10 protein-coding genes are annotated in these 12641 nt (G+C 69.4%); 8 read left to right on the forward strand and 2 right to left on the reverse strand.

Features of this window, described 5'->3' with window-relative positions; genetic code table 11:
• From ACRDPS_RS25500 to ACRDPS_RS25520, 5 genes are all read left to right on the forward strand, one after another.
• Nucleotides 1-675, forward strand: a 675-nt coding sequence (locus ACRDPS_RS25500) for an MBL fold metallo-hydrolase (protein ID WP_431504473.1), incomplete at its 5' end; no start/stop codon positions are given.
• Nucleotides 672-1097, forward strand: a complete 426-nt coding sequence (locus ACRDPS_RS25505) for a Zn-ribbon domain-containing OB-fold protein (RefSeq protein WP_431504474.1) — start codon at nt 672-674, stop codon at nt 1095-1097. The genes ACRDPS_RS25500 and ACRDPS_RS25505, both read left to right, overlap by 4 nt.
• Entirely contained in the window at nt 1094-2236 is a 1143-nt protein-coding gene (locus tag ACRDPS_RS25510; RefSeq protein ID WP_431504475.1) for a thiolase C-terminal domain-containing protein, read from the forward strand. The genes ACRDPS_RS25505 and ACRDPS_RS25510 overlap by 4 nt, the downstream gene beginning before the upstream one ends.
• A 25-nt stretch (nt 2237-2261) precedes the next feature.
• Nucleotides 2262-3176, forward strand: coding sequence for an SDR family oxidoreductase (locus ACRDPS_RS25515; protein WP_431504476.1), 915 nt, complete (start codon nt 2262-2264; stop codon nt 3174-3176).
• On the forward strand, nt 3173-4033 hold the full coding sequence (locus tag ACRDPS_RS25520; protein ID WP_431504477.1) for a MaoC/PaaZ C-terminal domain-containing protein: 861 nt from the start codon (nt 3173-3175) through the stop codon (nt 4031-4033). The genes ACRDPS_RS25515 and ACRDPS_RS25520 overlap by 4 nt, the downstream gene beginning before the upstream one ends.
• Nucleotides 4034-4101: 68 nt before the next feature.
• Here ACRDPS_RS25520 and ACRDPS_RS25525 read toward each other — a convergent pair whose 3' ends face one another.
• Nucleotides 4102-4743, reverse strand: coding sequence for a TetR/AcrR family transcriptional regulator (locus ACRDPS_RS25525; RefSeq protein WP_431504478.1), 642 nt, complete (start codon nt 4741-4743; stop codon nt 4102-4104).
• A 141-nt stretch (nt 4744-4884) separates the two neighbouring features.
• On the opposite strand from ACRDPS_RS25525, the gene ACRDPS_RS25530 reads away from it, so the two are divergent.
• The 3 genes from ACRDPS_RS25530 (at nt 4885) to ACRDPS_RS25540 (ending at nt 8894) form a co-directional block, all read left to right on the forward strand.
• Complete coding sequence (locus tag ACRDPS_RS25530; protein ID WP_431504479.1) at nt 4885-6057, forward strand: acyl-CoA dehydrogenase family protein; 1173 nt, start codon at nt 4885-4887, stop codon at nt 6055-6057.
• Nucleotides 6058-6136: 79 nt separating this feature from the next.
• The gene (locus ACRDPS_RS25535; protein WP_431504480.1) at nt 6137-8260 is read left to right on the forward strand and encodes an acetate--CoA ligase family protein; all 2124 of its coding nucleotides are present in this window, start codon (nt 6137-6139) and stop codon (nt 8258-8260) included.
• Nucleotides 8261-8372: 112 nt separating this feature from the next.
• Nucleotides 8373-8894: a hypothetical protein gene (locus ACRDPS_RS25540; RefSeq protein WP_431504481.1), complete on the forward strand. Its 522-nt coding sequence runs from the start codon at nt 8373-8375 to the stop codon at nt 8892-8894.
• A 125-nt stretch (nt 8895-9019) separates the two neighbouring features.
• On the opposite strand, the gene ACRDPS_RS25545 is transcribed toward ACRDPS_RS25540, so the two are convergent.
• Nucleotides 9020-12472 carry an indolepyruvate ferredoxin oxidoreductase family protein gene (locus ACRDPS_RS25545; RefSeq protein WP_431504482.1) on the reverse strand — a complete coding sequence of 1151 codons (3453 nt, stop codon included), beginning with the start codon at nt 12470-12472 and terminating at the stop codon, nt 9020-9022.
• Nucleotides 12473-12641: the final 169 nt, after the last annotated feature.

Raw genomic sequence — 12641 nt, forward strand, 5'->3', positions numbered from 1 at the left:
GTGGTCATCGACCCCGGCCCGACCGACCCCGGACATCTGGACCGGATCGACGAGGTGGTGCGCGGGGCAGGCGCCCGTGTCGAGACGATCCTGCTCAGCCACCATCACGGCGACCACTCCCAGGCCGCGCATGCGGTGGCCGAACGCTGGCAGGCCGCGATCAAGCCGCGGGTCCAACAGGGCGTCATCCCCGACGGGACCAGGATCGACCTGGGCCGGAGGGCGGAGATCCGCACCGTCAGCACACCGGGGCACACCTCCGACGGAGTGAGCTTCACGGTCGGCAACCGTCGCGTGATGCTGACCGGGGACACCGTTCTGGCCCGGTTCAACCCCTACATCTCGCACCCGGACGGCACCATCGCCGACATGCTCGGCTCGATGGCTCGGATCGCCGATCTGGTCGATGACGACTGGATCCTCCTCCCAGGACACGGGCCGGCGGTGCGCGAGCCCAGCACCTATCTGCGCGCGCGGATGGGCGATCGGCAACGCCGGATCGACCAGGTCGAGAGGCTGCTAACCGATGGTGTGGCCCGTGAGCAGGTGACCGACCACGTCTACGCCAAGGTCGACGACGAACGTCGTCCGGCTGCTCGGGCCTCGGTCGAGGCCATCCTCCATTACCTCGACACCCACGCCCTCCGGGCGCGGGAGAAAGGCAGCACCCGATGACGACGACCCCCGAGGTCTCCCCGGAAGCGCGGTTCGCACCGCGGGCGACGCCGGAGACCCAGCCATACTGGGACGCCACCGCCGCCGGCAGGCTCGACCTTCCCAAGTGCCTGCCTTGCGACCAGGTCTTCTTCTACCCGCGTTCCTCTTGCCCCCGGTGCGGTTCCACCGATCTCGAGTGGGTGACTTGCTCGGGCTCGGGCCTTCTGCACACCTATGTGGTCTCCCATCGCCCGGCGCCGGGCTTCCCGGTCCCGACCGTGATCGCCGTCGTGGAGCTCGATGAGGGTCCCCGGATGATGACCAACCTGGTCGGTACCGACCCGGAGAAGCTCGAGCTCGACATGCCGGTCGAGGTCCGTTTCGAGCGACGCACGGGCGTCACGGTGCCTGTCTTCGCCCCTGCGGAGGAGAGCCGATGAGCCGCGACGTCGTCATCATGGGCGCGGCCGAGACCGACATCGGCAAGCTGCCTACCACCTCGACCCTCGAGCTGCACGTCGAGGGAGCGCGCCGGGCCCTCGCCGACGCGAACCTGACCAAGGACCAGGTCGACGGCATCGCCTCGGTCTCGATACCCGGCCCGATCCAGGTCTCGCACGCCCTCGGGATCACCCCGACCTACATCGACGGCACCGGCATCGGCGGCGCCTCCTTCCTCTTCCACGTACGTCACGCGACGGCGGCGATCAAGGCCGGCTATGCCGACGTCGTACTGGTGACACATGGCGAGTCCGGCCGATCCCGGGTGGGCGCGCCGATGCACGCACGAGGCAACGACTCGGTGCTGGCGCAGTTCGAGATGCCGTACGGCATCGTCGGTCCGCCGACCAGCTTCACCGTGCCGGCCCGCCGGTTCCTGCACGAGACCGACAACACCCTCGAGCAGCTCGCCGAGGTCGCGGTCGCACAGCGGCGGTGGTCCTCCCGCAACCCCAGGGCGATGTTCCGGGACGAGGTGAGTGTCGAGGATGTCCTCGGCGCCAAGATGATCGCCGACCCGTTCACCCTGCTGATGTGCTGTCTGGTCACCGACGGTGGGGGCGCCCTCGTCGTCGCCTCCCGCGAGTTCGCCGAGGCGCACGGGAGCGACAAGCCGCTGGTCCACGTCCTCGGCACCGGTGAGGCGGCCACCACGCCGCTGATCTCGCAGATGGAGGACATGACCCGCTGCAAGCAGTTCACCCTGTCCAGCCAGGCGGCGTTCAAGGAGTCGGGCATGTCCCACTCCGACATCGATCACCTGATGATCTACGACGCCTTCGCGCACGTCCCGCTGTACGGCTTGGAGGACATGGGCTTCGTCGGACGCGGCGAGTCCGGTGCGTTCGTCGCCGAGGGACACACCTCCCCCGGCGGACGCCTGCCGATGAACACCAACGGCGGCGGAATGTCCTACACCCACACCGGCATGTACGGGATGTTCGCGATCCAGGAGTCCGTACGCCAGCTGCGCGGCGAGGCCGCGGCCCAGGTCGACGGTGTCGACACCAGCCTGGTGCTCGGCAACGGCGGCATGTTCATGAGCGCGGCGACCCTCATCCTCGCCAACCAGCGCTGACCCCACCACCCGAAGGAGCAGATCCATGGCAAGCACCGACCGACAGGTCGTCATCATCACCGGCGCCGGTCGCGGTCTCGGCCGCGCGCACGCGCTCGAGTTCGCACGCCGCGGCGCGGCGATCGTCGTGAACGACCTCGGCGCCGGACTCGACGGCACCGGCAAGGCCGACGATCCCGCCCAGCAGGTCGTCGAGGAGGTTCGGGCGCTCGGCGGCGAGGCCATCGCCAACGGCAGCGACATCAGCGACCCGGAAGGCGCGCAGAAGCTGTTCCAGGACGCCCTCAACGAGTGGGGCAAGGTCGACGTGCTGGTCAACAACGCCGGCATCCTGCGCGACCGGATGCTGGTCAACATGTCCATCGACGAGTGGGACGCCGTCGTCAAGGTGCACCTGCGCGGCACCTTCGCGCCGATGAGCGTGGCCGCCCAGCACTGGCGTGAGCTCTCCAAGAGCGGCGAGGACGTCGACGCCCGGATCATCAACACCACCTCCTCCTCCGGCATCTACGGCAACCCGGGACAGATCAACTACGGCGCCGCCAAGGCCGGCATCGCCTCGATGACCGTCATCGCCGCGCAGGAGCTGCGCCGCTATGGCATCACCGTCAACGCGATCGCCCCCGCGGCACTGACCCGGATGACCGAGAACCTCAACCCCAACCGGCCCACGGTGGCCGAGGGCGACTGGAACCCGGGCGCACCGGAGAACGTCTCGCCGGTGGTGGTCTGGCTGGCCGGACCGTCCGCGCGAGACGTGACCGGTCGCGTCTTCAACGTACGCGGCGGGCACGTCAGCGTGGCCGAGGGCTGGGTCGCCGGCCCGACCGAGGAGAAGGACGGTCCGTGGACCGTGGACGAGCTCGACGTGGTGCTGCCCAGCATGATCGCGGGCGCCCGTGCCAACTCCCTCACCAGCGGAAGGACGCCAGAGGCATGAGTCTTGACCCCTCCGTCATCGGCGTACGCTCCGACCCGTCACCGCGGTCCTGGACCAGTGCCGACACGCTGCTGTACGCCCTCGGCGTCGGCGCCGGACACGACGATCCGCTGGCTGATCTGCGCTACACCAGCGAGCACGGCGACGACGCCTGCCAGGAGCAGAGGGTGCTGCCCACCTTCGGGGTGATGGTCACCTGGGGCACCAGGCGCGGCGGCCAGAAGATGGGCGACTTCGACCCGGCGATGCTGGTCCACGCCGAGCAGGAGGTCGTCCTGCACCGACCGCTGGCCCCGGAGGGGACGGTCTCGGTCACGTCCCAGGTCACCGGCATGTACGACAAGGGCAAGGGCGCTCTGGTCTCCAGCGAGTCCGAGGCGGTCGACCCCGGCACCGGCGAGGCCGTCGTGACCACCCGCAGCTCGGTGTTCATCCGCGGTGAGGGCGGGTTCGGCGGCGATCCGGGCCCCAAGGCCGCCTCGCCGATCCCCGGTCGCGATCCCGACGAGCTGGTGACGATGCCGACCTGGCCCGGCCAGGCCCTGCTCTACCGCCTCAGCGGCGACCGCAACCCGCTGCACTCGGATCCGCGCTTCTCGGCCCGAGGCGGCTTCGAGCGCCCGATCCTGCACGGCCTGTGCACCTACGGGGTCACCGGGCGAGCGCTGGTCAGCACCATCGCTCGAGGTGACGGTGACGCGATGGCGTCGATGGCCGGGCGCTTCTCCTCGCCGGTCCTTCCCGGCGAGACCCTGCAGGTCGCGATCTGGCGGGTGGACGACACCACAACCGCCTTCCAGACCCGGAAGGAGGACGGCACCGTGGTTCTCGACCGCGGACTGGCCACGTGGCGGTGATCCGTCAGCCCCGGACTCGATCTCGGCGGATGAGGCGCGAACTTCGTCCGCCGGGGCTGACTGGTGCCCTACTCAGCCGCCTGCGGCGCCTCGGCGATCTCTCCACCGAAGAGCCGCTGGGCCAGCGCGATCGCGTGCCGCGCGACCCTCCGGGCCTGGCGCTTGGTCTCGCACGCGGCCGTCATCCGGGCCGCCTCACCGATGAGCGCGGTCAGGATCGCACCGAGGAGCTGGTCCTCGTCGCTGCCGCCGAGGCCGAGAACCTGCAGGTTGCGGCGGATCCACTCGATGTTCCGCCGGCGGCGCATCATCTCGAACCCGGGCGGACCGTCACCGGCGTAGAAGACCGGCAGCAGCTGGCGGTCCTCCCAGACCGCGTCGAGATAGGCCAGCGCACCCGCCTCGAACTGGTCGAGCGGTGCCTCGACCCCGCTTTTTCGCACCTTCGCCACGCTGTCGGCAGCAGCGGCGGCAAGCCGGCCGACGTACTCATCCCACAGGGCGAGGTAGAGCTGCTCCTTGCCGCCGAAGTGGTGATAGACGCTCCCGACGCTGGAGTCGGCGCGGGCGACGACGTCGGAGACGCTGGCCACTGCGTAGCCCTTCTCGGCGAAGACCTCGCGAGATGCGTCCAAGAGCTGACGGCGCGTCTCCTCGGTCTTGGCCCAGCGACGCCCTCCGGGGCGTTGTGGTTCGACCTCTAGCGACATCGTTCACTCCTCGTCATGGTGCCGGATCTTCTCACAGTATGCGCATTTCCTCTTGACGAGGAACCGCTACTGCGTGACTCTTCTCATAGTTCCATTCTAGAAAATGATTCTAGAAACTCACTCTAACCGAAGGAGCGGGCCATGATCGACTTCGCACTGGGAGAAGAGCATCGGGCAGTCAAGGAGGCGGTGCGCCAGTTCGTCACCAAGGAGGTGATGCCACTGGAGGACCAGGTTCTTCTCAACGAGCGCAACGGCAGGCCGGCCCTCGAACCGGGACAGCTCAAGGACCTGCAGGCCAAGGCCCGCAAGTACGGCTACTGGGGCATCAACACCCCGGAGGAGTACGGCGGCATGGCCGCGGGAGCCCTGATGTCGGCGATCATCGCGGGTGAGGCCGGCCGCACGTTCGTGCCGTTCCGCTTCGGCGGCAGCGCGGACAACATCCTCTACGCCGGCAACGAGGAGCAGAAGAAGGAATACCTCATCCCGACCATCGAGGGTGAGCGCCGCAGCTGCTTCGCCATCACCGAGCCCGGCGCCGGCTCCGACGCCCGCAACATCCGGACCAGGGCGGTCCGTGACGGCGACGACTGGGTGATCAACGGCGAGAAGACGTTCATCACCAACGGCAACGAGGCAGACTTCGTCATGGTCTTCGCCGTCACGGACCCGGCGAAGGGTGCCGACGGCGGCGTCACCTGCTTCCTGGTCGACCGAGCGATGGGCTGGGAGTCCACGCCCATCCCGACGATGGGCGAGTGGGGCCCGGGTGCGCTGAGCTTCCAGGACGTCCGCGTCCCGGACGACCACATCCTCGGCGAGGAGGGCAAGGGCTTCGAGCTGGCGATGCAGTGGATCGGCAACGGTCGCTTCATGATCCCGGCCGGGGCCATCGGTGCCGCCGAGCGCATGCTCGAGATGGCCATCGAGCACGCCAACAACCGGCACTCGATGGGTCAGCCGATCGCGAACTACCAGTTCATCCAGGGGCACATCGCCGACAGCGCCGTCGAGCTGGAGGCCGCCCGCTGGTTGACCCTCCACGCGGCGTGGCAGGTCGAGAACAAGATGGACGCACGGCACGCCTCGTCGATCGCGAAGCTCTACGGCACCAACATGGCCAACCGCGTCGTCGACCGCGTTCTCCAGATCCACGGAGGCATGGGCTACACCAAGGAGCTCCCGCTGGAGCGGTGGTATCGCGAGCTGCGGCTGCTGCGCATCTTCGAGGGCACCGACGAGATCCAGCGCCGTACGATCGCCCGAAACCTCCTCAAGGGACACGTCAAGGTGGGAGCGTCGGTGGCATGAGCGAGCGCAAGCGAGCGAACATCGGGGACGTCACGGCGCCGCGTCCGTATTCTGGCGCCTGCGCTACGGAGGTGGCGCCATGACCACCCTCGACGCCGACCGGATGCAGGAGTTCTTCCGCCCGAAATCAGTCGCCCTCGTGGGGGCGACCGACAAGTCGGGCTGGTCGACGAGCACCTACAACAACCTTCTTCAGCACGGTTTCGCCGGTGACGTTCACCTGGTGAACCCCAAGACGCCCGTCGTCCACGGTGTCGAGACCCACCGGAGCCTCTCCGACATCCCGGGGCCGGTCGACCTGGCGTACGTCATGACGCCGATCGAGGTCGTGCCACGGATCCTCGAGGAAGGCGCGGCCCGCGGCGTCCGGAACTACGTCATCCTCACCGCCGGATACGGAGAGGTCGGTGAGGAGGGCGCGGTCCGCGAGCAGGAGGTCGCCGACATCGCCCGAAGGCACGACCTGACCGTCCTCGGCCCCAACGGCAACGGGTTCATCAACGCGGCCGACTCGATCACGCCGTACGGCCTGCCGATCCCACCGCCGCTCATCGGTGGCTCCGTCGGGGTGGTGCTGCAGAGCGGCGCCCTGGCCAGCAATGTGCTGGCGTTCGCCCAGGCGCGCAACATCGGCATCTCGCTCCTGGTGTCCATGGGCAACGAGACCGCGATGGCGGTGACCGACGTGATGAACGCGCTGGTCGACTCCCCCACCACCAAGGTGATCGCTCTTTTCCTGGAGAGCATCCGGCACCCGGAGGAGTTCGCCGAGATCGCCGAGCGGGCGCTGGCGGCGGGCAAGCCGATCGTGGCTCTCAAGATCGGCCGCAGCGTGAAGGCGTCGCGGACGGCGCAGGCTCACACCGGTGCTCTGGTCGGTGACGACAAGACGGTCGACGCCGCATTCCGGCAGCTCGGCGTGATCCGGGTGGGCTCGCTCGAGGACCTGATGGTCACCGCCGGCATGCTCGCCGAGACCGGCCCGCTGCCCGGCAATCGGATCGGCGTCGTCACCCCCTCGGGCGGCGCCTCAGAGATCATCTCCGACAGGGCCGAGGACGAAGGGCTCGAGCTCCCGGAGTTCTCCGCGGCGACGACGGCCGCTCTCCGGGAGGTGCTGCCACCTTTCGCCACGCCGAACAACCCGCTCGACGTCACCGGCTACGTGCTGCTCGATCGTCAGCTCATGTCGAAGGCACTCGACGTCGTCGCTGCCGACCCGGGCATCGACGCGATCATGCTGCTGCAGGACATGCCCCGGGCCACACCCGACTTCGACCTCGCGGTGGAGACCTACCGACACACAGCCGGGGTGGTCCGGTCCTCGGTGAAGCCGGTCGTGATCGTGGGCAACGTTCTCGTCGACGTCAACGAGACCGGGCGAGCGCTCCGGGAAGCGGCGAACTACCCGCAGATCGCCGGTGGCATCGAGCACGGCATGACCGCGCTCGGCCATGCGGCCCGGTGGTCGGAGACGTACCGGCGCCATCAGTCGGGCGCCGAGGCCCCGGTCTCGGTCGAGGTGACGGTGCCCGATGGACTTCCGCCGCGCACCGGGACCTGGACCGAACGTCACGCCAGCGGGTTCCTAGCCGCCAACGGCATCCCGATGGTGCCGTCCCTGGTTGCCACCTCCCCAGACGAGGCCACGCGTCTCGCCGAGGAGGTCGGCTTCCCCGTGGTGTTGAAGGCAGGTGCCGACGACCTGGAGCACAAGAGCGACCTCGGCGGCGTGGAGCTCGGTCTGACCGACGCGGAGGCGGTCCGCGTCGCCGCGGGACGCATCGCCGATTCGCTCGGGAAGGCGGGCCACGACGGCAGCACCACGGTCGTTCAGCCGATGCGCTCGGGCGGGACGGAGCTGCTTGTCGGCGTCGTCCGCGACCCGTCGTGGGGGCTGACGCTGGCGGTGGCCATGGGCGGTGTCTGGGTCGAGATCCTCGGTGACTCCCAGCTGCGTCTGCTGCCGATCTCGGACGCGGAGGCCCGACGGGCGGTCGAGTCGCTGCGCAGCGTCGAGATCCTCCGGGGCGCCCGCGGCCAGGCCCCTGCCGACCTGGAGGCCCTGGCAGCCGTGGTGGCCAGGATCGGCGCGATCGCGGTTGCGCTCGGCGACGACCTCGAGTCGCTCGAGGTCAACCCGCTGCTGGTCTCCGGCGACCGGATCGAGGCGCTCGACGCGCTGATCACCTGGCGGAGCTGAGCCGCTCACGAGGCCCGGGGTGCCGCCAGCACCCCGGGCCGGAGCGGCCTCGCGACGACCGGTCTCGGCGTCGGCTAGATTGCCGTCACCGAAAGCCCGAGGAGGAGCTCAGATGACCGCACCGTTGGCACGTACTGCACAGATGATGGCGCTCGCATTCATGACCATGGTCGTGGGTCTGGGGGTCGTCGTCGCGCTCAGCATCCCCGACCCCGACCTGCAGCTGCCCTCTGCGTACGTCATCGGCGGGCAGGTCGCGGCCGGCGTCATCATGGCCCTGCTGTGCTCGACCGTCGGCTTCGGCGCCGCTCCGGTCACGCCCGGGACCCTGCCGGAGAAGGCGACCAACGAGGGCCTGCAGAAGCACCAGACCTCGATGATCCTGCGCCTCGTCCTCAGCGAGGTCGTCGCGCTCGCCTCTCTCGCCCTGGCCTTCGTCCTCACCGAGGGACAGCTGCTGACGTACGTCATCGGCGCGGTCATCACGCTTGCGCTGATGGCCTTCTTCGCCTACCCCTCGGCGCGCAACATCCGCCGGCTCGAGGCCCAGCTCGACAGCGCCGGCGCTCGCTCGGGACTGGCCGAGGCCTTCGGCCTCGGGGACGGCCCGGCGAGCACGCACAAGGTTCTGTAACTCGCCGAGTCGGCTCATCCTGACCGCAGATCACGCCGAGTCGGCGCGTTATGACGCGCCGACTCGGCGTGGGGATTGGTCAGGACGGGCCGACTCGGCGGGCACCGGGTCGACCTCCGGCGGGATTACACCTTCAGGTCGATGCCCTCCGCGGCGAGCGAGTCGCGGTAGGCCGCCACGTTGCGCATCTTGACGCCCTCGTAGCCACGCACCATGTCCGGGAGCTCCGCGAGGCGGCAGGCCCGGGCGTACGATTCGTCGGTGAGGTTCCCGGCAAGGTCGAGGACCAGCGCCGAGTAGTGGGCGAGCAGCGCGCGCTCGGTGCGGCGCACCTCGGCCTGACCGAACGGGTCGAGCATCGTCCCGCGCAGGAACTTCAGCGTGGCCAGGAACCGGAGCACGAAGTGGAAGCGCGGAGCGAAGGTCATCTTGCGCTCCTTCAGCCACCAGCCGAGCGCCGGCGGGCGGAGCTTGAAGCTGATCCGGCCGGCCACCTCGGCGCGGACACCGTCCAAGGCGTCCGGCGCGGTGAGCAGCCGGGCGACCTCGTACTCGTCCTTGTACGCCGTCAGCTTGAACAGGTAGCGAGCGACGGCCTCGGAGAAGCGGGTGTCCTCGGTGACCGCACGCTCTGCGGTCCAGATCCGGTCGACTAGCTCGACGTACTTGCGGGCCGTCTGCTGGTTCTGGAAGCCGACGAGCTGCGGGGCACGGACCTCCGCGAGACGGCGCACCTCGCCGTCGAACGTCGCGTCGTCCAGGGCCGGGACTACGACCTCCTCGACCGGCTTCGTGGCCGTGCCCGTGACCTTGGCGAACTCCTCGGGCGAGGCGACGGAGGCACGACCCCAGCGGAACGCCGAGACGTTGGCGCCGACCGCGACACCGTTGATGCCGATGGCCTCCTCGATCGCCTCGGAGGGGATCGGAAGCGCGCCGGCCTGGTAGGCGGCGCCGACCAACAGGAAGTTGGCGGCGGCCGTGTTGCCGAAGAGCGTGTCCGCAGCGGCGAGGGCGTCGAAGGCCCGCAGCGAGGACGAGGCACCGTTCACCCGGGTGAGCAGCTCGTCGTCGGCCGGGTAGGCGACGTCCTTGTCGTAGACCATCGGGCCGGTCGGCGTCTTGCTGGTGGAGACGACCGCGCGGGTCCGCGACGGGTCACCGTAGGCGAGGTTCTTGCCCTCGGCCAGCGTCAGCAGGTCGAAGCCGAGCAGCGAGTCGGCCGAGCCCGGCGTGACCCGGTTGGACGGTTCGATCGCACCCGGGCCGAACCGCAGGTGAGCGGTCACCGGGCCCGCCTTCTGGCTCATCCCGACCTGGTCGAGGGACTCCACGCCGAAGCCGGCGCGAAGCGCCGCGGTCGCGAGCACCTGGTTGACGGTGACGATGCCGGTGCCGCCGATGCCGGCCATGAAGACGCCGTAGGTCCGCTCCAGCTCGCCATATCCCGGGTCCGCCACCTTCGGCGGCTCGGGCGTCGACTTCTTCGCCTTCTTGACCGTCGGGTCGGTCTCGACAGCCATGAACGAGGGGCACTCGCCCTCGACACAGGTGTAGTCGGTGTTGCACGAGGTCTGGTCGATGCGCGTCTTGCGGCCCAGCTCGGTCTCGACCGGCTGAACCGAGAGGCAGTTGGACTTCACGCCGCAGTCGCCGCAGCCCTCGCACACGGCCTCGTTGATCACGATCCGGGTGTTGCGGGCCTCGATCGTGCCGCGCTTGCGCTGGCGACGGGCGTCCGCGGCGCAGTGCTGGTCGTAGATCAGCACTGTGACGCCGGGGATCTCGCGCAGCTCGCGCTGGGCGTCGTCGAGGCGATCGCGATGCCACAGACGTACGCCCGCGGGGAAGTCCTTGCGCCGGTAGCGCTGCGGCTCGTCGGCGACCACGATGATCGCCTTGACGCCCTCGTTCATCAGCTTGTGGGTCAGCTGCGCCATCTCGACCGCACCCTGGCGCTTCTGCGCACCGGTCATCGCGACGACGTCGTTGTGCAGCAGCTTGTAGGTGATGTTGACGCCTGAGGCGACGCACGCCTGGATGGCCAGCTGGGCGGAGTGGAAGAAGGTGCCGTCGCCGACGTTCTGGAACATGTGCTCGGCGTGACTGTAGGGCGCCTGCCCGATCCACTGCGACCCCTCGCCGCCCATCTGGGTGATGCCGACGACCGCGCTGTCGTCACGCTGCGAGGCGGTCACCAGGGTGTGACAGCCGATGCCGCCGCCACCCAGCGAGCCGTCCGGCAGGGCGGTGGAGCGGTTGTGCGGGCAGCCGCTGCAGAAGTAGGGCGTCCGCGAGGTCGCCAGCAGCGGGAGGTCGATCCGGACCGGACCGGCGGGCTTCAGGTCGACACGACCCTTCAGCGCGCGGCGCAGCGGCGTGAGCAGGCGGCCGGCGGTCAGCTCGCCGTCGAGCGGCACCAGCGGGACGCCGGCGCGGTCCTTCTTGCCGACGATGACCGGAGCCGAGGGCTCGCCGTAGAGGATCTCGCGGATGCCCTGCTCGATGAAGGAGGTCTTGTCCTCGACGACGATGATCTCCTCGAGCCCCTCCGCGAACGTCGAGACGATGGTCGGCTCGACCGGCCACATCATGCCCAGCCGCAGCACCCGGATCCCGGCGGCCATCAGCTCGTCATGGTCGAGACCGAGGTCGGTCAGTCCCTGGCGCATCGAGTCGTAGCACGAGCCGGAGGCGACGATGCCGACCTTGGCGGTCGGTGCCTTGACCTCGATCCGGTTGAGCCTGTTCTCGGCGGCGTACGCCTTCACGACGCCCATCCGGGGGCCGTAGAGCTTCGCCTCGGCGCCGACGATGCGGTCCGGGAACAGCTCGATCTTGGTCGGCTCGTAGGTGTAGGGAACGCCGTCCCAGTCGGTCTTCGGGGTGACCGGGTCGAGGACGCCGATCTCCGGGTTGACCACCCAGGCGCCGTCGGCGACGTCGGCGACGATCTTGAGCGCTACGACGCAGCCGGAGGCGCGGGAGAGGGCGATGCCCTCCATCCCGTACTCGACGATCTCGGAGGCGTTGCGCGGGAACAGCACGGGGATGCCGAGCGAGGCCAGGGTGCGTTCACTGACCGCCGGGACGGTGGACGACTTCGCGGCCGGGTCGTCGCCGACCAGCATCAGCATGCCGCCGTCGGGGTGCGCGCCGTACATGTTGGCGTGCCGCATCGCGTCGAGCGCGCGGTCGACGCCGGGTCCCTTGCCGTACCAGACACCGGTGACGCCGTCGTAGCGCTCGGTGTCGAGGGTGACCGCCGACTGGCTGCCCCAGACCGCGGTCGCGGCGAGCTCCTCGTTGAGGCCGGGGACCACGGTGATGTCGCTGTCGGCCATCTCCTTGGGGAGGCTCAGCAGGAGCTGGTCGAGGCCGCCCAGCGGGCTGCCCGGGTAGCCGGAGATGAACGTGCCGGTACGCATGCCACGGCGACGGTCCAGCTCGCGCTGCTCGACGAGCATCCGCGCGATCGCCTGGATTCCGGTGAGCAGGACCGGTCCGGCTCCGACGCGGTAGCGGTCGGCCAGGTCGTAGGCCTCGAAGGCGGTTCCGGGTTCGAAGACGGCGGTCATCGGGCGACCTCCGGGGGCGTGACAACAGGCATGGTGACTCCTCCATCTGCCGGGCCCCGCTGGTGGTGAGCCCGGAAGGTTTGCCGGGACCGCCCGGGTGAGGGCGACCCCTTAGGAACCACCCGCGGGGTGCACGGATGGCGTGGGTCACATCATGCTGGATGTGACC

Source organism: Nocardioides sp. (assembly GCF_050699375.1).
GTDB lineage: Bacteria > Actinomycetota > Actinomycetes > Propionibacteriales > Nocardioidaceae > Nocardioides.